This is a genomic window from Kouleothrix sp. 19917 (assembly GCF_057073505.1).
In genome coordinates this window covers 598,920-618,768 of record NZ_CP097099.1, presented here as the reverse complement: position 1 = coordinate 618,768, position 19,849 = coordinate 598,920, and the positions used below count along the sequence as shown (strand labels likewise).

Here is a 19,849-nt window from a genome sequence, read left to right as displayed (position 1 = left end):
TTGCAGGTTATCAGGTTGCAGGTTATCAGGTTGCAGGTTTGCAGGTTATCAGGTTATCAGGTTGCAGGTTATCAGGTTGCAGGTTATCAGGTTGCAGGTTGCAGGTTGCAGCCGGGGCGTATCGCATACGCCTGCAAACCTGTAACCTGCCAACTCACCAAGGGGCGTTATGGATCTTGTGATCTACCAGCGCGCTGCGGCCAGCGACCGGCTGCGTCTGTGGGTGGGTGTGTTTGGCGCAGCCGATCCGCCCGCGCTTGGGTGGCAGCTCGACGGCGCAGTGCGCGTGCCAGCCGCGCTCCATGCGCTGGCCCCTGCGCGCAGTGGCGATCTTGCACCGCCAGCGGGCGCAACGCGTGCATTCACGGGCATGTATGAATTCCGCAACCTGACGCCCGACACGCGCTACACGATCACCTTGCAGGCTGGCAACGAGCGGCGCAGCCAGGTGTTTCGCACCATGCCCGCCGCCGTGCCAAACCTGCTCGACCAGTGGTTCAACGTCCTGATCATCTCGTGTTTCTACCAGCCCGAAGATGTTGGCGGCGTGGCGGGCACGGTCGTCTCGCAGCTTGGCGGCGCGTCGCAGCCCCACATGACCCTGCTGATGGGCGACCAGGTCTACCTCGATCTGCCCACGCACTTCATTTTCCCCAGCAGCGCCGCCGCCCTGGCCGAGAAATTCGAAGCCGACTACCGGCGCAACTGGCTTGGCCCAGAAGGCTACGCCCGCATCCTGGCCGCCGCGCCGAGCCTGCTCATCCCCGACGACCACGAGTACTGGAACAACTACCCCAGCACTGCGCCATATATCAGCAACACCTGGACGGCTGGCGGGCGCGACAGCTGGCAGCGCGCGGCACAGGCAATGTACAGCGCCTTTCAGCACAGCTACGCTGAGCCGCTGGGCAGCGCGCATACGCTCGACATTGCGCCGCTCTCGTTCTTCCTGGCCGATGGCCGCACCAATCGCGACCGCGATCTGCACGGCACGTTTTCGCCCGCCGAGCTGGGCGAGCTAGACGCCTGGGTGCAGCATGTGATCGACCAGAAGCTGTATGGCGTGTTCGTTTCGGGCCAAACGCTGCTTGCCGAGCCAGCCAGCCTGCTCACCGGCGCGGTGGCCGACTACGAGCTGACTAACTATGGCGATTATGCCGCTGTGGTGCGCGCGCTTACCCGCCTGATCGACGCCGGGCGCGATGTGCTGTGCCTGACGGGCGACGTACACTGGGGCCGCATGACCGAAGTGCGCGATCAGGTGAGCGGGCGCATTGCCCTGCGCGAGATCATCGCCTCGCCGGCCTCGCTGGTGGCAATGCCCGTGGCCGATCAGATTGCCGGCGCGCGCTCGGCAATCAGCCGCTGGTTCGGCGGCACGCCCGACCCCTGGCCGCGCCACCCCGACCCCAAGCGCCCACCGGCCTATTTCGCCAGCCAGGTGGCCGCCAACCGCTTCGCAACGGTCGACCCAACCACCCACATGCAGCGCGGCAACCATGTCGCCATGCTCAGCTTCCGCCAGAGCGGCGGCGGACTCGACCTGCGCGTGACCTACTACCCGCTGAGCCTCGGGACTACCACCCGCCAGCCAGTTGTGCTCGGCCCGTTTCGCCTGCGACTTTCGTAGAAGCAGAACAGTGTGAGAAGAACCAATGATTAGCATTCTCCGCTCGAACGCGACCCACCCGAATACGCTCTTCAAGGAAGATGCGCGCGGCCGCCGCGAAAGTAACCTGACCTGGCTGGAGCGCAATATTCTCGACAGCGAGGAGATCAGCCAGATCGTGCTGGTGGGCGGCTCGGACATTGCCTCATTCCGGCTGCGTGTGGCGCAATCGCACATCCGCCACGACATGCGCCCGAGCCACTGGTCGCACGCGATGCTGCTGGGGCCAGTCGCGAAGCCCTTCGCCAAAACGTCGGTGTTCGAAATCTCGCTCGATCCGCCGGCTGGCTTTGGCTTCCCGCCGCCCACGAATGGCGTGCAGCAAAACCGCATTGACCACTACCGCAGCGCGCGCGACTACCCGAATATTGCGTTATTGCGCATTGCTGTGCCGCAAGCGCAAATCGCCGATGCGCTGAACCGCTTTCGGCAGCAGCGCCCGGTGCTCGACTCGCTGGAGCTGATTTTGCGCTGGCTGGGCTTTGTGTGGGGCGTGGGCGCGGGCAACTGCAACCCGCTCTACGACGGCCTGGGCATTCCCGCCGCTGCCATGCTGGAGATCGTCTTTGGCGCGGTAGGCTTCGACCTGACACCTGGCCTGGAAAGCCGTTCGAGCTGCCCCGAGGCGATCTGGCAGGCGGCGAAGTGGTGGTACGAATACTACGAGCAGGAAGCCAACAAGAGCCTGGTCGGCGCATATTATGTCGGCAACGAGCTGGGCGACCCGCTCTAACGCGTTTTCAGAGCAGGGGTTGGGGGATGGGGTTAGTTACCACAATGCTGATACCGCCCTAGCTTCGCCGGGCGCAACACCAGAAACAACGGAGTTGATAGTATCAGGGCTTTCGCTTGCAGCGATGCCCTGCATCAGTTTCTTGTCACTTTTTTGCGCTACAGCGCAAAAAAGTGACAAGAAAAGAGAGACTTCCTTGCCCACCGCAGGCGTAAATTCTGTCTGAGCGAAAATCCTAATTATTTCACCATAAACATCACCACATAGCGGCAGTAGCGGCGCAGCGCGGGCACGTTTTCCAGCAGGAAATCGTCGGTGCGGCGCAGCTTAGGGAATTTACGGTTGAAGCCAAAGCCACGCTCAACCATGCTCAGCAGCTCGACTTCCTGGTAGTGATACTCGCGAAAGCGCGCGCCCCACGCCTCGATCTCCTCATAGGAAAGCGGCACATCCGCGCCGCGCGGCGTTTTCTTCGGGTACCACACATAGTCGCGCACGAAATTCAGCACCGGGTTCATGCCCATCGGCTCGCTGAACACCGCCTTGCCGCCGGGCTTCAGCACGCGATACAGGTCGGGCGCGCCAATCGCCACATCGAGGTGATGCAGAATTGCCTTGCCAAACACAATATCAAACGTTTCGTCGGCAAAGGGGATGGTTTCGCCAGCAGCAACGGCTATGCTGGCCTCGACTCCGGGGTTGTTGCGCTCGATGCGGCGGGTTGCGACATCCACGCTGCGCCGCGACAGATCGAAGCTGGTGACTTTCGCGCCGCTCCGCACCAGCAGGGTGGAAACGTGCCCCAGGCCACAGCCATACTCAAGCACATGCTTGCCGCGCAAATCGCCAAGAAACTGCACAATTCCGCGCAGCTGCTGGCGGCCACGCGCATACGTTTCGAACGTTTCCTGCGGGGCAAACGAATTAATCCGCCCGCGCGGCCCGTCAGCAATCGCATCCCATTTGTTGGTTTCGACCTGGTAGATTTCTTTGAGTGTCATGCGGCACCCTTTCATGCGCGGCCGCAGGCACACCCTCACCACAATCCGCCCGCGCTGAGCCGGCAGAGTGCCGCGTGCAGCGCATTCACCAGCCACCCCTCACGAATTGCAGTGAGCTGTGGACCGTTTGGCTGTCTTCGATTGTAGTGGCAGCAATGAGGAGATTAATGTATGGAGAGTGTAGGCATTTGCCGCCGGTTTGTCAATTAACAATTCAGTGATACGGGGCGTATCACCGGGCAGCTATGACATTTTCGGCTTTGCAGTGGTAAAAAGAAAAATGCAGATGAGTCGTATATAGCACACGACCCGCTCTTGCGAGCGAGCCGTGTGCTAAACATCGGGATGGGTGCGACCTACGCAATCGCCTTCTGCAGGCATGCGCGGTGATGGTAGGTCTTGTTGCGGCGGCGGCCATCCATCACAACGACCATATCGCGGTCGTTCATGATCTGCTGCCCACAGTTGTTGCAGCTGTGGTCGGTTGCGCGGCCGCTCTTATCGCGCGCGGTAACGTCGGTCTTTGATTTCTTCTCAGCCATTGTTGTGCTTCGCTCCGTTCTTGAGCATTTCAGATTAGATACGACACGGTAGGAATACCACGCTGAGCGCCCCCTGCCGATGTCGATTGCTATTATAGCACGCTCGCCGCCAATTGGCTACTAGCGCAGCATTAGAATCAAGCGTCGGGCGTATCTGGCGCGTCGGGGTCGCGTGAAGCGAAGGTGGGCAGCAGCCAGCGCCGCGAGTCGGCGGCAAGCAGCTGCTCAGCCGCTTCAGGCCCCCAGCTCCCGGCCGCGTAGTTTGGAAACTCGCTTGGCTTGTCGACCGCCCAGTGCTCCAGCACCGGCATCACAATCGTCCACGCCGCCTCGACCTGGTCGGCGCGCATAAACAGGGTCGCGTCGCCTTGCATGACGTCAAGCAGCAGGGTTTCGTAGGCTTCGGGCGACTCGGTGTCGAAGGCTTCTTTGTAGGTGAAGCGCATGTCCTCCGGCCCCAGCCGCATATTCAGGCCGGGCTGCTTGGCCTGGAAGCGCAGCAGAATACCTTCGGCCGGCTGGATGTTGATGACAATGCGGTTGGGCTGCCATTCACCCACCACCCCGCTGGGGAAGGACTGGTGCGGCGCCGGGCGCAGCTGGATGATGATTTCCGAGGTTCGCTCGGGCAGGCGCTTGCCGGTGCGCATGTAGAAGGGAACATCCTGCCAGCGCCAGTTATCGACATACAGCTTCAGCGCGGCGTAGGTTTCAGTGCGCGAATCGGGCGCGACACCCGGCTCGGCGCGGTAGGCCGCCACTGGCTTGCCCGCAATACGGCCCGCGCCATACTGCCCGCGCACCGCCACACGATCCACCTGATCGGGCAGAATTGGTCGCACGGCATGCAGCACATCGAGCTTCTTATTGCGGATCTCCTCGGCCTCGAACGAAACCGGCGGCTCCATGGCGATCAGGCAGAGCAGTTGCAGGAGGTGATTCTGAATCATGTCGCGCAGCGCGCCGGCATGGTCGTAGTAACCGCCGCGATGCTCGACACCAACTTCTTCCGCCACCGAAATCTGCACATGGTCGATATAGCGGCGATCCCACATTGGCTCAAAAAAGGCGTTAGCAAAGCGAAAAGCCAGAATGTTCTGCACGGTTTCCTTGCCCAGGTAGTGGTCGATGCGGAAGATCTGGCGCTCGTCGAAAATGGTGTTGAGCGCGCCGTCGAGATCGCGCGCCGAGGCGAGGTCGTGGCCGAAGGGTTTTTCGAACACTACGCGGTTGCGCGCGCGGTCGGCGGCGAGGCCAGCCTGCGCAAGATTTTCGGCAATGGTTTTCATCAGCGTGGGCGGGGTGGCGAGGTAGTAGACATGCGTGGCCGGGGCATTCCACTGCTTTTCTTGCGCATCGATGCGCTCGGCCAGCGCCTTGTAGGCGGCCGGGTCGGCAAAATCGGCGGCGCTGAGCGCGAAACGTGCCGCGAACCCGTCCCACGCGGCCGGGTCGGTTTTGCCGCGCCGCGAAAACTGGTCGGTGCCGTCGCGCAGGTGCGTGCGAAAGTCGTCGTCGCTCATGGGCTTGAGGTCGAGCCCAATGACCGCAAACTGCTCGGGCAGCCAGCGATCAACATACAGGTTATATAAGGCCGGCACCAGCTTGCGCCATGTCAGGTCGCCGCCCGCGCCAAAGATCACCAGAATTGTTGGCCCAGGGTGGATTGATGATTCCATAACAGGCTCCATCTACGGTTGTATCGCCGTAAGTATAGCATTCCATATGCCAGTGGAGCGTGTGCACTGATTGACCGGCACCGCATCCGGCACGTATAATACAGCACGCAAAAACTAATGACAGGACGAGTATGGCAGCTGCATCTCGGGAGCCAGCCCCACTTACCGATGGCGAGCGCGTCTCGCCGCTCGTTAACGATTCGTGTTTTCAGGCCCATCTTTCTATTTATGAATTTGCCCGCCCCTGGTGCCAGGGTTGCAAGGTTCTTGATGCCGGCTCGGGCACTGGCTATGGCGCGGCCGATTTAGCCGATCATGGAGCCCACTCGGTTGATGGCATTGAACTTGACACCGGCGCAGTGGCATTCAGTCAGGCGCATTTCCAACGGCCCAACCTGCGTTTTCACGCAATGGATTTGGCAGCGATTCACGGTTTTGCCGATAGTTCGTTTGATGTGATCTTTTCGTCGAATGTGCTGGAGCATGTCGCCGATATTGCCGCGTTTCTGCACACTGCGGTGAGGCTGCTCACAAAAAACGGCACCATGATCATCGCAGTGCCACCCATTACTACCACCTACTTGCGCGCTGCAAACCTTATCAATCCCTTTCATGTCAACATTTGGTCGCCGCGCCAGTGGGATGCCTGTTTTCAGCAGTATTTTGCCGACGTGAAGTATTACAGCCACTGGTTAGGCCAGCCCGGCCAGGTGCTCGATTTCAATCTACCACTTCCTGAGGTCGTGCCAAGTTCGGCCTGGAGTATTACGCCCGTCCCGCTGGAGGATCTGGCCGAAGTGCCAACACTTACCGCTATTTTCGTGCTGCAGCAGCCGCTACGTGAAGAACAACTTCCGCCTCGTGGCGCGCCCATGCAGTATGTCGATGGTTCGTTCACGCGCACCACTCCTGATCCGATGACTAACGATCTCGCTGCACTGGTTATACAACAAGCTCAGGAACTCGAACGCCAACACCTGCAACTCGACCAACAAAACCACATGATCGCAGCGTATGAACAGCTTCTTGCTAGCAAGAACCTTCACATCCAGCACTGCGAAACGCTTATTCAGCGTCTTGAAAATGGCCGGGTCATGCGCCTGCTGGGGTGGCTGGCAGACCGTCGGCGCGCACAAAAAGAGCACAGCAAGGGTGGCCCGTAAGCTCCTTGCTGTGCCCAGACTCACTGCGCCAATTAGGCCGCTTCAGTACTCTGGAAAATACGTTATTTCATACAACGGGCAAGCTTCCAGGAAGCTGAGTGTAAGGAAATTTATTTTCCAGAGTATTCAGGGTTCGAGGGCGGCGTGGCAACCGGCTGGCGGCGCGGGCGGCGAACACGGCGCAGCAGCCACCAGCCGGCCAGCAGGAGCGGCAGCCACACAGGCGCCCAAATCACCAGCACAATCAGCAGCTCCGCAATGCCCTGCCCAAACTCGACCAGGCCGCGCAGGGCGCGGCGCGCGACGGTGGCGGGCTGCCAGCCTTCTTCGGTCAGGATGGGCGTGACCGGCACCGGCGACAGGAACGCGGTGATCGTCGAAAGCGCGGCGCTCTGCTGCAGAAACTGCTGGCGACCCTTGAGCTGCTCGATCTGGCCCTGAATCTGCGTGAGCGACTCGTTCACCTTCAGCGCGTCTTCGACATTCTCGGCCTTCTCCAAAAAGGTCAGCAGGCGGTCGCGCGTGGCCTCAAGGTTGCGCAGCCGCGAGCTGAGGTCCACAAACTCCTCGGTCACGTCGTCGCCGCTGACAGTGCGCGAAAGCAGCTTGGTTGCCAGGCCCTGCGCGCCCGCCAGCGCCTCGTCGAAGCGGGCGGCCGGCACACGGAACGTCACGCGCGAGGTCATGTCGGCGTCGGCACCAGTGGTCTCAACCTTGACGACATAGCCGCCCAACTGGCTGACGAGCGCCCGCAGCTTGGCCTCGGCCTCGCGCGCGCTTTCCACCTGCAGCGCGAGGTCGGCAGTTTTGATCACCAGGCGCTCGATGTTCTGCGCGCCATCCTGGCCCTGCGCGGCGGGCTCGCCGGGCGCGGCCGGCGGTTTGGCATCATACGACTCCAGCGCGTTGGCGCCGCCGCCGCTTGCTGCCGGGGCGGCCGCACCCTGGGCAGGCATTTCGGCGGCCGTGGAAGGCGCTGCCGCAGGCGAGCCGCCACATGCGGACAGGATCAGCGCGAGCGCCAGCAGAGCAATGATTCGTACGCGGTTCATGATGTGCTCCTTGAGAGTTTGTGTTCAAACGTCGTTGCACCCATGACGCGCGAATGGCTGTGGCAGTTCCGTTCGAAGGAAAACGAAACCACGAAGGCGCGAAGACACGAATGGAGGGGAGGCGAACCACGGAGGCACGAAGGCACGGAGGGCAGAGGAAACGAAACCACGAAGGCGCGAAGGCACGGAGGGCAAAGGAAAACGGAACCACGAAGGCGCGAAGACACGAAGGGGAGAAGAGAAAAAACCACGGAGGCACGGGGGCATGGAGGGAGGAAGATTCAGTGGGCAAGAATACAGAGAACACCGAACTTTTCTCGCTCGGTGTTCTCTGTGCGCTCTGTGGCTTAGGCCAATACCATATCTTCGGCAAAGCGCGCAGCTACGTCGGGCGCGTAGCGTTGCAGGTCGGCGCGCAGTTGCAGCAGCGAGACGTCTTTGAGCTTGCTCTCGATCATGATGTCGAAATCGGGCAGGCTGGCCGCGCCGCGCAGAAAGGTGATAAACTCGAAGGGGTTCAGGTAGTCGGCGTGGCCCGACCAGATCGGCGGGGCCTGCACGCGCTCGATTTTGCCGGTGGTTTTGTTCCGCCGCTCCAGCGTGCGCAGCTCGGTGCGCGGCGAGCTGTAGTGAATCTTCGGGCGCACACCTGTGGGCCAGGTTTGCAGACAGTTCGCTAAGGCTGCGTGGGTATCGAGCCCGGCGCGGTTGAGGCACCAGTGGTGGAGGTTGTCGAACACCAGCGGCACGCCACAGCGCTCGTTAATCCAAAGAATATCGGCCACATCGTAGCGATTGTCGTCGTTTTCGAGCACCAGCCGCCGCCGCACGACCTCAGGCAGGCGCGCATAGGTTTCGACCCAGCGCTCGCGCCCGCTGAGCGTGTCGCCATACACCCCGCCAACATGCGTCACCACCACGGCCTCCGGGCCAAGCCCCATCGCGTCGAGCAGCTCGGACTGCGCCTTGAGGTCGGCAATGCTTTTCTCGACCAGCGCGGCGTCGGGGCTATTGAGCAGGATATACTGCGAGGGATGGAAGGAGAGGCGCAGGCCCTGTGCGCGGGCGCGCTCGCCCAGCGCCGCCAGCTCGGCCGCGCACTCGTCGATCTGGTTGTGGAACTGCGGCAGATCGGGGTGCGTGAGGTAGGGCGCGAGGTCGGAGCTGATGCGGTACATATGAATGCCGGCCTGCTCCAGATAATCGAAGATCGCTGCGAGATATTGCAGGCTGACGCGCAGGTGCGGGCTGTTCTGCCAGCGGCGCGCGTCGTTCGAGGGCAGATCGGGCCGTGCCATTACTTTCACGGCGAATCCCAGGCGCATGGTGCTTCCTTTCCAGCTTGGCTGTGTGGCATACGGCGCAGCGGCGCGGCACGGATGCATAGGGCTGAGTAGCACGGCGCATACCGTGAGGAGTTGCAGGTTGAATGTTTGCACGTTGCAGGTTGGCAAATATTGAGCGTTGAGTTTTGAAAGTTAAGTTGGCAGAACCGTTGAACCGCAACCTGCAACCGCAGGCGTATGCGATACGCCCCGGCTATGCTTACCACCTGACAACCTGCAACCTGACAACCTGCAACCGCAGGCGTATGCGATACGCCCCGGCTATGCTTACCACCTGACAACCTGCGACTTTCAACTCTCTGCGCCCTTTGCGTTCTTTGCGGTTAACTCTCTGGTGGTCGGTCGTCGTTCGTCCATCGTCGTGGGATTCGCAAATCTGTGCTTGCGGGGGCTAGTGCCGTAGGGTATAATGCCCGGTGCAAACGCATCCGAGAGAGACACATGGCTTCCCAAGCGCTTTATCGCCGCTATCGCTCGCAGACTTTTGGCGAGCTTGTCGGCCAGGAACATATCGTCCAAACCCTGCGCAACGCCATCGCCGAGGGGCGAATTGCGCATGCCTACCTGTTTACCGGGCCGCGCGGCGTGGGCAAAACCACGGTGGCGCGCCTGCTCGCTAAGGCCGTCAATTGCACCGCGCCAGCCGAGCAGCGGCCCTGCGGCGAGTGCGATTCGTGCCGGGCGATTGCCGAGGGGCGCGCCGTCGACGTGATTGAGATGGACGCGGCCTCGCACACCAGCGTCGAAGATGCGCGCGAAATCATTGAGCGCGTGCAGTTCCGGCCCACCAGCGGCGCGTACAAGGTTTATATCATCGACGAAGTGCATATGCTCTCGACGGCGGCCTTCAACGCGCTGCTGAAAACGCTGGAAGAGCCGCCCGGCCACGCGCTGTTTATTCTAGCCACCACCGAAAATCATAAAGTCCCGGCCACCATCCTGTCGCGCTGCCAGCGCTTCACCTTCAGCCGCCACACCGTTGGCGCGACGACCGAGCACCTGCATGCCGTTGCCGCCGAGGAAGGTATTGCGCTGGAAGCGGGCGTGGCCGAAGCGATTGCCCGCGCCGCCACCGGCTCCATGCGCGACGCGCTAAGCGTGCTCGATCAACTCATGGCCTATGGCAGCGGAACGATTACGCTGGCGCAGGTGCGCGGCCTGCTGGGTGCCAGCGAGGCCCAGGAGGTCACCGCCCTGACCGACGCGCTGATCGCGTCCGACCTGAGCAACGCACTGCGCGCGCTCAATGGCGTGGCCGAGCAAGGGGCCGACCTGCGCCAGTTCACGCGCGATGTGGTCGAGCGCCTGCGTGCCCTGATGCTGATGAAGGCTGGCGGCGACCCGGCGCTGCTCGACACGACCGACGACGACCTGGCCATGCTGCGCCGCCAGACGGCTGCCGCCGATCTGGGCGCGCTGCTTGGCTGGGTGAAGCTGTTCAGCGGCCTCGACCAGCAGCTGCGCACCAGCGCCTACGGCCAGCTTCCGCTGGAGCTGGCAGTGGTAGAATCGCTGGCCGCGCCCGCGCCGGCCGCTCGCGTCGCCCCGCAGCCACGCGCCGCAACGCCTGCGCCACAGCCCGCAGCGCCGCGCCCAAGCGCGCCCGCGCCACAAGCGCCAGCTCCGCAGCCAGTTGCGCAAGCGCCCGCGCCGCGCCCGGTTTCTGCGCCTGCCCCACAGCGCCAGCCCGAGCCGCCAATTGAAGCCTACAGCGCGCCGCCCGCCGAGTCGGGGCCACCATCCATGCCCGAGCCGCCAATCGACGCCTACGAGCTCGAAGGCCCGCCCGACACAGGCTACCAGCCACGCCCAAGCGCGCCCGCGCCACAAGCGCCACCCGCGCCGGTTGCCGCCAGCCACACGCCCGCGCCCGACATGGGCGCAATTGCGTCGGACAATGCCGCCGCCGAGCTGCTGGAGCGCATTGAAACGCACTGGGAAGACGTTCTGCAAGGCATCAAGGCCCGCGACCGCACGCTGTTCGTGCTGCTCACCAGCAGCGGCGGCGTCCGCCCCATCGACATCAAGGACGACGTGATTGTCTTCGAGGTCAAGAACGAGTGGCAGGTCAAGCGCATCGAGGAGCAGAAAGCGCGCCGCGTGATCGAGCTGGTGCTCAGCAAGTTCGTTGGCGCGAACTACCGCATTAGCTGCGTGGCCGAGGCCCAGAACCGCGAAAGCCCGAACATGCGCCGCGAGCAGATTCGCAACAGCCGCAAAGACCCGCACGTAAAAGCCGCGATCAATATTTTCGATGCCGACATCATTGATGTCGAGCAACACTAAAGGAGTAGCTATGAACCCGCGCCAGCTTCAGCAGATGGCTCAGCAGATGCAAAAGCAGATGGCCAAGATTCAGGAAGAGCTTGGCAAAGAAACGGTCGAAGGCACCGCCGGCAGCTATGTCAGCGTGACGATGAACGGCCACCGCGAGGTGCAGGGCGTGAAAATCGCGCCCGAAGTTGTGGACCCCGAGGATGTCGAGACGCTGCAGGACCTGATTCTGACCGCGATCAAAGACGCGAACACCAAGGCGCAGGCGCTGGCCGAGCAGCGCATGGGCCCGCTGACGCAGGGCATGAAGATGCCGGGGCTGTTCTAGAAAGTTTTGAATGTTGAATTTTGAGTGTTGAGTGAAAAACTCAACACTCAAAATTCAAAACTCAACATTACTATGACAAACGGTTTCGAACAACAAGGGCTGATCGAGCCAGTGGCGCGGCTCATGGAAGAGTTCAGCCGCCTGCCGGGCATTGGCCCGAAAACGGCGTCGCGGCTGGTCTTCTTCCTGCTGCGCGCCCCCGACGAGCAGGCCCACGCGCTGGCCGAGGCGCTTGCCAGCCTGAAAGACAATGTGCGCTACTGCTCGCGCTGCTTCAACATCACCGTCAGCGACCCATGCCTGATTTGCAGCAATGAATCGCGTGATCAGGCGCGCATCTGCGTGGTGGAAGAACCGCTGGACGTGCTGGCGATTGAGCGCACCAGTGCGTGGCGCGGCGTGTACCACGTGCTGCACGGGCGCATTGCCCCGCTGGAAGGCATGAACCGCGAAGACATCCGCTTTGACGAGCTGGTGGATCGCGTGCGCAGCGAGCAGATCGACGAAGTGTTGCTCGCCACCAACCCCAACCTCGAAGGCGAGGCGACTTCGTTCCACCTGCACCGCGCCCTGGCCCCGCTGGGCGTAAAGGTCACGCGTTTGGCGCGCGGCCTGCCAACCGGCGGCGACCTCGAGTGGGCCGATCCGTCTACGCTTGGCTCGGCGCTCGACGGCCGGCGCGAGCTTTAGGAATGCTGAATGTAAAGTGTTGAGTGTTGAGTTTTCAACTTAGCACTCAACACTCAACATTCAACATTCACCCCGCTACTCCACCGTCAGGTTATCCAGCGACGGCACCGCAACGATCCAGACCGGCCCGGCGTTCAGCTTGATCTCGCTGCCGTCGGCGTCGAAAAAGCCGAGCGGGCCGGCAGCGGCATCTTTCTGCCACGTCACCTCGCGCTCAATGCCATCGCTAAACACACGCGCGCGCCCGCTGCCCACCACCGCCTGCTCGATCCGCCCCTTGGGGTCGTCGGCGATGCGCTGCTCAGAAACTTCCATCACCACGACATTTTTTGTCCAGAGCTGCTTGCCGCTTTCGGCATCGCGGGCGGCCTTGCCACGCCGCAAACGCAAGTAGCCATTCGTTTTGCGGTCGTAGAGCCAGCCGGCGTCATCTTCCTTGTAGATGAAATAGTAGTTGAGCGTTTGCTCCTGCGGGCGCAGATTCTCGGCGGCGTCGGTTTTGAACAGAAAGCCAATCGTTGGGTCAACGAACTCGGCCACGGAGAAATCGGCGGCGGCGCGGGCAAGCTGCTGGCTGCTGGTGTACAGATTATGCGGCGCATCGCGGTCGGCGGCGCGGGCATAATACCCGCCAGCGTCCTTGTGCAACGCGTCGAGGTTCACCAGCTCGTCGGTGCTTTCCACCAGCTCCAGGCCCTGCGGCGACCCACCCGCGTGACCATACAGTGCGTGAAAGCCCATTGCCCACTGCGCGAAGTACAGGCGCGTGCTGCGCACCGGCCCAATTTTGGCGGCGTCGGGCGTGAGGCCGGGCACAAATACCGCCATAAAGCGCGTGACGCCAAACTCGGCCAGTGCCTCGAACACCACCGCCGCGTGATCAAGCCCACTCTGCGGGTAGGCATCGGGGTGGTTGTCGATCATCACGATTGCCGGGCGATGCGTGACGCTGCCACGCGCCAGCCCCACCGCGCCGGTGATCGGGTCAACGCTGGGGTTTGGTTCGGCGGTGGGCTCCGCTGTCGGCGCGGCGGTTGGCGCAACCGTTGGCGCGGCAGTGGGCGGAACGGCTGTTGGCGCGGGCGCAGCCGTTGGCGCGGCAGTGGCGGCCGGCGCCTGGGTTGGCGCGGGGGCGGCGGGCGTGCCACCACAGGCAGCGAGCAAAATCGCGCCAAACAGCGCCAGCACAAGCGGGCGCAGAAGCATGCGGTTGAGCATCACGGCTCCTTCAGTGAACGGAGTGGGTTGTCGGCGCGCATTGTACCACAGGCTGCCGCCATGGCTGTTACCAGGGCCTAAATCCATCCACAGATTACGCAGATTACGCAGATTAGAGGCCTTATATCTGTGTAATCTGCGTAATCTGTGGATAGAGGTCGCTCGCTTTTCCAACCTTGACATGGCCTTGGGCGCTCACTCGCGCGCGGCCACTTGCTCGAAAAGCGCGTCGTAGGCGGGCGCGAGCGCGTGCCAGTCGTAGCGCGCCGCGATATTGCGGAAATTCTCACGCGGCAGGTTGGGCAGATCGTCCAGCGCCGCTGCAAGCTGCGCCACCAGGCTTGCGTGATCATCGTACAGGCAGCGGGCGTGCAAGGCGGCGGGCAGCAGCTCGGGGTAGCTCAGGCGGCGCGGCAGAATCGGCATGCAGCCGCAGTACATCGCCTCGATCACACTGATGCCAAAAAATTCCTGCACCGCGCAGCTCACCACAATGTCGGCACGCCACAGCCACGCGCGGTAGCTCGCCAGATCGGGCGCGTAGCCCCACGCCAGCACGCGATCACCCAGCCATTCTCGGGCAGCCAGGAAGTTCGGCTCGTTCGGATCGACATGCTCGCCCAGCGCGGCCACGCGAAAGTCGCGCCCGGTTTCGGCCAGCGCACGCAGCGCCGCAAAAAACGCCTCCGGCCCTTTGTCGTACTCCCAGCGGCTGTTCCACACAATGAGCGGGACGCCCGAATGTGAAAGCTGAGCATCGTTCTCGGGCAGATCGAGCCGCCGCAGATCGATGCCGGGCGGCAGTACCTGCGCCCTTGCAGCAATTATGTCGAGCAGATCAAGCTCCTGGTGGTCGTGGTAGCGGCCAGGCAGCGTGGGCAGCGCTTCCAGAAAGGCGCGCTGGTGAAAGGCCGAATTGAACAGCACGGCATCGGCGGCGAGCGCGCTGGTGTAGTTGATCCAGGGAAAGGCCAGGTCGCGCTGGCGGCCAGCGGGCAGCGGGTAGGTAAGCTGATTTTCGTGAAAGTAGAGCGACACTGGCGTCGCGCCCAGCAGATCGCGCGCAAGACCCAGAAATGTCGCAAGGTCGAGCATATCGGTCGTCAGCACCAGATCGAACGGGCGCGGATCGGCCTGCATGTGGGCGCGCAGCTGCCGGGCCAGCGTAATCGCCGCGCCACGCATGCGCCAGCGCCAGCCGCCCGCCGCCGAAAGCGCCAGCAGGGTGACTTCGTGGCGGCTGTGCGCGCGGAAACCTTCGGCAACTGCGGCATGTGAGCCACTATGGAATGGATTGAGGAGCAGAATACGCATACGCCCCCGGTTGTGAAACAATCGCAAAGTCAGTGTAATGGCGATGTAATTTCGATAGCTTGTCGCAAGTGGTACGACACAGCTACCATGTCCATGCACGCAACCTGTGCAGTCGCGCATGGAGCTACCTGATGGCTGTATTACACATGAACGATCGAGCTCGCCAGGCCCCAGCAATGCTGGCCTACCGCCGAGCGCTTGCCGCCACATTCAGCACGCACCGCCTGCTGCAGCATCTGCCGGCCCTGGCAGATCTGCCGCTTGAGCTAACCGACACCGACGGAACACCGTGCAAGCTCGATGCCTGCTTGCGCGAGCATACGCACGTGACGATTGCCGGCCCAACCGGCAGCGGGCGGCGGCTGGCGCTGATGCAGTGCGCGGTTCGCATGGCAAGCAGTGTATCGCAGCTACCCATGCTTGTCGACCTGGCGCTGGTTGACGATGGCGTAAGCGCGCCCGACCGCATTCTCAACCTGCAGATCGCCAGCCTGAACCCGCCGCCCACCGCCCAGCCGCCACGCCTGGCTTTCTGGCGCCCACAATCCGCCGAGGCGTCGCCGGGCGAGCGCCCGAGTATCGCGCTGATCTATGGGCTTGACGAACTGCCCGACGATCGCCAGTATGTGTGGCGAATCGCGCTCCAGCGCCGCACCGTGCCCGATTCGCTCAGCACACTGATTGTGTCGGTGAGCGCCAGCGAGCCGGAATGGGCCGGGTATCACCCATTGCGCATTGCGCCCGTCACGCCCGCGATTCTGACGTCGTGGGTCGAGCACCTGGCCCCGCCGCAGCACCGCGCCGTGCTCGATAGCGCGCTGGCCCCATTCCACGCGCTGCACCCGCTTGGCGCGCGCCTGTTCGAGATCGCGCTGCTGGCGTGGGTGGCGCCGCGCATGGGCCTGCCCGCGTCGCGCGCTGAGCTGTACGCCATGGCGCTCAGTCTGGCGGTTGGCATCACGCCTGCCGACCTGAGCGACTCGCCGCCGATTGCCGCTCTGCAGCTTCTCGCCGCCTACGACGAGCCGCCCACCGTGCAGCCTGCTAACACGTTGGTGGCAAAAGACAGCGCTGGGCGCTATCGCTTCTACCACCCGCAGATCCGCCGCTACCTGGCTGCGCGCCAGCTTGCCGCCGAACAGCGCCTCGACCTGATCGAGCTGGTTTCGCCCGACGAACAGCGCGAACTGGCGCTGCTGCTCGCCACCATGCTCGACGACCCTTCGCCATTGTACGAGCAGCTTTGGAATCGCGCGCTCAGCGACCCGCCCTACATGCTGCTGCTTGGCCGCTGCCTGCGCGAACGCGCCCCGGCGAACAGCGCGTGGACGCTGCGCGTGATTGCGGGCCTGGCGCAGCTCGTTGGCAATGCAGCCGACCAAACCCGCGAGCAGGCCACCGCGCTGCTGCACGAGAACGGCGGCGCGCTTGAGGCGGCGATCAACACCGCCCTGGCAGCCGAAGCCAGCGCGCCCACCTTCCTGATGCGCCTGTTCAACCTGCTGCCGCCCGCGCTGGCAAACACGCAGATGCTGAACCTTGCGCTAAGCAACAGCGCGCCACTCGACTTTGGCTGGGAGCTGATCGAGCACCTGCTGGGCAAAGTCGAGCTGCGCCTGCCGATCTCCACACCGATTAATGCCAACGAAGCCGTGCTGGCGCGCTGGATCTCGCTTCACGCCCTGCACCCCGCCGAGCAGCGACCAATGCTCGACGCCGTGCTCGCGCGCGGTGGCCTGCTGGCGCTTGAGCGCATTGGCGAGCCAGTGCGCATTTTGCGCATTGCCACGCCATTTATTGAAGACCAGCGGCTTGAGCCGGCACTGCGGGTTGCCGCAATCAATGTGATCGCCAGCACGGGCCTGCCAACCGCAGTGGGCACGCTTGAGCGCGCCGCCGAGGCGAGCGACCCGCATATTCGCCAGGCCGCGCTGAGCGCGCTGGGCAGCCTTGGCCCCGAGCGCGCCGTTATTGCCTGGGGCCGCACCGCCGTGGATCGCTCGGCCAGCTGGGAACTGCGCATGGCCGCAATCGAAGCGCTGGGCGACAGCCCCAGCAACGGCGTGGCCCACCAGCTCGCCCAGTGCGCCACCGACCCGCGCCTGCCGCTGATCGCCCGAAAGCGCGCGATCGAGCAGCTGGAAAAACACCAGCCCGGCCACGCCGAGCTACACCTGCTGCTCAATCGCAAAGACATTGCCGAGGTCATTCGCGCTGCCGTGGCGCGCAGCCTGGGCGCAGCCGGCTACCAGCCCGCCCTGCGCGATCTCGTGCGCCTGCTCGAGCTACCGCCGGCCGCGCACCTGCTGATCGAAAGCTGCTGCATTGGCCTGGGGCGGCTGCGCAACCCCGAAGCCACCGCGCCACTGCTGGCCCTGCTTGAGCGCAGCATCCACGACACACAGCTTTCGCTGGCGGCGATTCACGCGCTTGGCGAGCTTGGCGATGTGCAGGCCAGCGACACGCTCTCGCAGCTGCTGGGTGCCGGGGCCACCGAGCGCCTGCACCGCGGCCTCACGCCACGCCTGCTGCAACTGCCAGCCGAAAACTGCCTCGACAACAGCGCCATCCCGCCGCGCATGATCGAGCAGCTTGCATCGGCCATGGCGCACGCGCTTACGCCCGACGCGCGGCCCAGCTCGCTTGGCGAGTTTCTCGATGGCGAGGCCGACCGGGTGCGGCTCGCGGCGGCGCAGGCGCTGATCGCCATTGGCGGCAACACCGCGCGCGCCGCGCTGCTGGCAACCTTGCTCGACGACACGGCTGGCGGCGCGACCGCCGACCTGATCGCCGCGCTGGCCGATCTCGACGGCCCCGATTCAACCGACATGCTGGGCTACCTGCTTGAAGCTAATGAACTCAGCTCGCTCACGCGCTGGCTGGTGGTGCAGCACCTGGCCGGCCACCCTGGCGGCGAAGCGCTGATGGCACGCGCACTGATGAACCCGGCGCTCGACACCTTTACGCGTGGCGCGCTGGCCGAAGGGCTTGGGCAACGGCACGTGTTTAGCGCCCTGCCGCTGCTGCGCCAGCTTGCCGACGACCCGGCCAGCGACACGCATCTGCGCGGGCAGGCCATTCTCGGCCTCGGCCTGCTGAACGACCCAACCACCGAAACGATCCTGCTGCGCATCGCCAGCGACCCGCAGGAAGATATGACCCTGCGCGGCATGGCGGCCGACTACCTGCCCAGCACGCTCAGCCCCGAAGGCTGCCGAACCATGCGCGACCTGCTCCGCATCGAGCGCCAGCCCACGCCACTGCTCGCCGGCGCGCTGCGCACACTTGGCCGTGCCCACGACCATGATGCCTTGTCGCTCATGCTGCAATATTTCGACGACCCGAACAGCAGCGTGGCCCAGGCCGCCATCGACGCGCTGGCCGACATCGGCGACGTGAGCGTGTCGCCCAAGCTTGTGCAGCTCAGCCAGCAGCCGAACACCGACCACGCCCTGCGTCTGCAAGCGGTCGGCGCGCTGCTGAAGCTCGGCGGCAGCGAGTATCGCCCGCTGCTGCGCACCTACTTGCAGCAGGGCGCGCTGCCTTTCCGCCTGCTGGCGCTCGAAGCCCTGCTCGACGCCGACACGCCACCCGACGAACTGCGCGCGCTCCTGATCGAGCGATCATGGCCCACGGCGCTGCGCCTGCGCCTGCTCGAATACCTGGCTGGCGATATTGCCGCCGCGCCCATGCTCCACGAGCTGCTGCAAAGCGACGACGAACCGCAGCTGCGCGCGCTGGCGGCCGAGTCGCTTGGCAAGCTGCGCTGGCAGGAAGCCGCGCCCACGCTGATCTCGCTGGCCCAGGACGCCAACGCTCAACTGGTCATCCGGCTGCGCTGCATTGCGGCAGTCTGCCGGCTCGATACGCTGGCTGGCTGGGTTGCAATCGGGCAGCTCGCCTACGACGAGCGGCAGCCGTCGGTGATTCGCGACACTGCGCTGCATATGCTGTACCAGTAGCACCTATGGAGATGCGTAGCCTGCCTGCGCAGAGGGTAGAGGAAGATTGCAATGGCTCCACATATTTTGGTCGTTGACGATGAGCCAGCGATCGGCAAACTATTGCTATACCAGCTTTCGGGCTTTGGCTACCGGGTGACATATTTGCAGAACGGCCTGCTCGCGCTCCAGCGCTTCATGCTCGACCGGCCCGACCTCGTCATTCTCGATGTGATGATGCCGCAAATCAGCGGCTGGGAAGTGTGCCGCCAGATCCGCTCCTGCTCAAGCGTGCCAATCGTTATGCTCACCGCTAAGAGCGCCGACGCGGATGTGGTGTATGGGCTGAGCGCTGGCGCCGACGATTACCTGACCAAGCCGTTCAGCATGGCCCAGCTCCACGCGCGCATCGAGTCGGTGCTGCGCCGCGCCAGCGCCAACCCAGCGCCCGCAGCCAGCGCGCCGCGCCCCGAGCCGCTGCCCGTGGCGGCGGCCTCGTCGCCACGCCCACCCACCCTCGACGCAGGAGCGCCACCACCAGCCACAGCCGCCGTGCCGGCACAGCCGGTGCCAGCAGCACGCAGCGGCATTCAGGTGCAATCTGCCCGGCTTTCAAACCGAATTACGCTGCATCAGGCCGAGCGCGACTGCAAAATCCGCTGGGAATTCCTGCAGGCGATCGAGCGAGAAAACTGGGAATACATTCCGCGCCGCGAGCTGCGCCGCACGCTGGCAACCTACGGCGACTACCTGCACCTCGACCTTACGCCATTGTATGGGCAGGCGCAGGCGCAGCTACGGCCCTACGCCATCGCGCGCTATGCCATTGTGGCGATGCTGGTGGTAGCAGTGATGTGCGGGCTCTACTTCTTGTAGCGCCTGATACCCGCAGCACCATA

The 19,849-nt window shown here is 63.7% G+C and carries 15 protein-coding genes; 8 read left to right on the top strand and 7 right to left on the bottom strand.

The window, feature by feature from the left end; genetic code table 11:
- Positions 1 to 169: 169 nt before the first annotated feature.
- Positions 170 to 1,630, top strand: coding sequence for a metallophosphoesterase family protein (locus tag M1P90_RS02555; RefSeq protein WP_483701089.1), 1,461 nt, complete (start codon positions 170 to 172; stop codon positions 1,628 to 1,630).
- Positions 1,631 to 1,655: 25 nt separating this feature from the next.
- A complete protein-coding gene (locus tag M1P90_RS02550) occupies positions 1,656 to 2,402 on the top strand; it encodes a hypothetical protein (RefSeq protein ID WP_483701088.1) in 747 nt (248 codons plus the stop codon).
- A gap of 239 nt (positions 2,403 to 2,641) precedes the next feature.
- On the opposite strand, the gene M1P90_RS02545 is transcribed toward M1P90_RS02550, so the two are convergent.
- The 3 genes from M1P90_RS02545 to zwf all read right to left on the bottom strand — a co-directional run bounded on the left by M1P90_RS02545 (position 2,642) and on the right by zwf (position 5,624).
- The gene (locus tag M1P90_RS02545) at positions 2,642 to 3,403 is read right to left on the bottom strand and encodes a class I SAM-dependent methyltransferase (protein ID WP_483701087.1); all 762 of its coding nucleotides are present in this window, start codon (positions 3,401 to 3,403) and stop codon (positions 2,642 to 2,644) included.
- 356 nt (positions 3,404 to 3,759) lie between these two features.
- Positions 3,760 to 3,945: a hypothetical protein gene (locus M1P90_RS02540; protein WP_483701086.1), complete on the bottom strand. Its 186-nt coding sequence runs from the start codon at positions 3,943 to 3,945 to the stop codon at positions 3,760 to 3,762.
- A gap of 137 nt (positions 3,946 to 4,082) precedes the next feature.
- Entirely contained in the window at positions 4,083 to 5,624 is a 1,542-nt protein-coding gene (zwf, locus tag M1P90_RS02535; protein ID WP_483701085.1) for a glucose-6-phosphate dehydrogenase, read from the bottom strand.
- Positions 5,625 to 5,755: 131 nt separating this feature from the next.
- On the opposite strand from zwf, the gene M1P90_RS02530 reads away from it, so the two are divergent.
- Complete coding sequence (locus tag M1P90_RS02530) at positions 5,756 to 6,787, top strand: class I SAM-dependent methyltransferase (RefSeq protein ID WP_483701084.1); 1,032 nt, start codon at positions 5,756 to 5,758, stop codon at positions 6,785 to 6,787.
- 110 nt (positions 6,788 to 6,897) lie between these two features.
- Here the strand turns inward: M1P90_RS02530 and M1P90_RS02525 are convergent, their stop codons facing one another.
- Together M1P90_RS02525 and uvsE are read right to left on the bottom strand one after the other, a co-directional pair.
- Positions 6,898 to 7,839: a DUF4349 domain-containing protein gene (locus M1P90_RS02525; RefSeq protein WP_483701083.1), complete on the bottom strand. Its 942-nt coding sequence runs from the start codon at positions 7,837 to 7,839 to the stop codon at positions 6,898 to 6,900.
- A 347-nt stretch (positions 7,840 to 8,186) separates the two neighbouring features.
- The gene (gene uvsE / locus M1P90_RS02520; protein WP_483701082.1) at positions 8,187 to 9,164 is read right to left on the bottom strand and encodes a UV DNA damage repair endonuclease UvsE; all 978 of its coding nucleotides are present in this window, start codon (positions 9,162 to 9,164) and stop codon (positions 8,187 to 8,189) included.
- Between the two features lie 462 nt (positions 9,165 to 9,626).
- On the opposite strand from uvsE, the gene dnaX reads away from it, so the two are divergent.
- The 3 genes from dnaX to recR all read left to right on the top strand — a co-directional run bounded on the left by dnaX (position 9,627) and on the right by recR (position 12,477).
- Positions 9,627 to 11,471, top strand: a complete 1,845-nt coding sequence (gene dnaX / locus M1P90_RS02515; RefSeq protein ID WP_483701081.1) for a DNA polymerase III subunit gamma/tau — start codon at positions 9,627 to 9,629, stop codon at positions 11,469 to 11,471.
- 10 nt (positions 11,472 to 11,481) lie between these two features.
- Positions 11,482 to 11,787, top strand: a complete 306-nt coding sequence (locus M1P90_RS02510; RefSeq protein WP_483701080.1) for a YbaB/EbfC family nucleoid-associated protein — start codon at positions 11,482 to 11,484, stop codon at positions 11,785 to 11,787.
- 72 nt (positions 11,788 to 11,859) lie between these two features.
- The gene (gene recR / locus M1P90_RS02505; RefSeq protein WP_483701079.1) at positions 11,860 to 12,477 is read left to right on the top strand and encodes a recombination mediator RecR; all 618 of its coding nucleotides are present in this window, start codon (positions 11,860 to 11,862) and stop codon (positions 12,475 to 12,477) included.
- Positions 12,478 to 12,552: 75 nt separating this feature from the next.
- Here recR and M1P90_RS02500 read toward each other — a convergent pair whose 3' ends face one another.
- Positions 12,553 to 13,695 (bottom strand): DUF3048 domain-containing protein, encoded by a 1,143-nt coding sequence (locus tag M1P90_RS02500; protein WP_483701078.1) that lies wholly within the window; start codon positions 13,693 to 13,695, stop codon positions 12,553 to 12,555.
- 195 nt (positions 13,696 to 13,890) lie between these two features.
- Entirely contained in the window at positions 13,891 to 15,009 is a 1,119-nt protein-coding gene (locus M1P90_RS02495; RefSeq protein ID WP_483701077.1) for a tRNA-queuosine alpha-mannosyltransferase domain-containing protein, read from the bottom strand.
- Positions 15,010 to 15,155: 146 nt separating this feature from the next.
- Here M1P90_RS02495 and M1P90_RS02490 point away from each other — a divergent pair, with 146 nt between their 5' ends.
- Complete coding sequence (locus M1P90_RS02490; RefSeq protein WP_483701076.1) at positions 15,156 to 18,971, top strand: HEAT repeat domain-containing protein; 3,816 nt, start codon at positions 15,156 to 15,158, stop codon at positions 18,969 to 18,971.
- 51 nt (positions 18,972 to 19,022) lie between these two features.
- Positions 19,023 to 19,826 carry a response regulator gene (locus tag M1P90_RS02485; protein WP_483701075.1) on the top strand — a complete coding sequence of 268 codons (804 nt, stop codon included), beginning with the start codon at positions 19,023 to 19,025 and terminating at the stop codon, positions 19,824 to 19,826.
- Positions 19,827 to 19,849: the final 23 nt, after the last annotated feature.

Excerpts from the sequence above, each read along its gene's own strand:
- M1P90_RS02555 (WP_483701089.1), top strand. The coding sequence starts at position 170 with ATGGATCTTGTGATCTACCAGCGCGCTGCGGCCAGCGACCGGCTGCGT.
- M1P90_RS02550 (WP_483701088.1), top strand. The coding sequence starts at position 1,656 with ATGATTAGCATTCTCCGCTCGAACGCGACCCACCCGAATACGCTCTTC.
- M1P90_RS02545 (WP_483701087.1), bottom strand. The coding sequence starts at position 3,403 with ATGACACTCAAAGAAATCTACCAGGTCGAAACCAACAAATGGGATGCG.
- M1P90_RS02540 (WP_483701086.1), bottom strand. The coding sequence starts at position 3,945 with ATGGCTGAGAAGAAATCAAAGACCGACGTTACCGCGCGCGATAAGAGC.
- zwf (WP_483701085.1), bottom strand. The coding sequence starts at position 5,624 with ATGGAATCATCAATCCACCCTGGGCCAACAATTCTGGTGATCTTTGGC.
- M1P90_RS02530 (WP_483701084.1), top strand. The coding sequence starts at position 5,756 with ATGGCAGCTGCATCTCGGGAGCCAGCCCCACTTACCGATGGCGAGCGC.
- M1P90_RS02525 (WP_483701083.1), bottom strand. The coding sequence starts at position 7,839 with ATGAACCGCGTACGAATCATTGCTCTGCTGGCGCTCGCGCTGATCCTG.
- uvsE (WP_483701082.1), bottom strand. The coding sequence starts at position 9,164 with ATGCGCCTGGGATTCGCCGTGAAAGTAATGGCACGGCCCGATCTGCCC.
- dnaX (WP_483701081.1), top strand. The coding sequence starts at position 9,627 with ATGGCTTCCCAAGCGCTTTATCGCCGCTATCGCTCGCAGACTTTTGGC.
- M1P90_RS02510 (WP_483701080.1), top strand. The coding sequence starts at position 11,482 with ATGAACCCGCGCCAGCTTCAGCAGATGGCTCAGCAGATGCAAAAGCAG.
- recR (WP_483701079.1), top strand. The coding sequence starts at position 11,860 with ATGACAAACGGTTTCGAACAACAAGGGCTGATCGAGCCAGTGGCGCGG.
- M1P90_RS02500 (WP_483701078.1), bottom strand. The coding sequence starts at position 13,695 with ATGCTCAACCGCATGCTTCTGCGCCCGCTTGTGCTGGCGCTGTTTGGC.
- M1P90_RS02495 (WP_483701077.1), bottom strand. The coding sequence starts at position 15,009 with ATGCGTATTCTGCTCCTCAATCCATTCCATAGTGGCTCACATGCCGCA.
- M1P90_RS02490 (WP_483701076.1), top strand. The coding sequence starts at position 15,156 with ATGAACGATCGAGCTCGCCAGGCCCCAGCAATGCTGGCCTACCGCCGA.
- M1P90_RS02485 (WP_483701075.1), top strand. The coding sequence starts at position 19,023 with ATGGCTCCACATATTTTGGTCGTTGACGATGAGCCAGCGATCGGCAAA.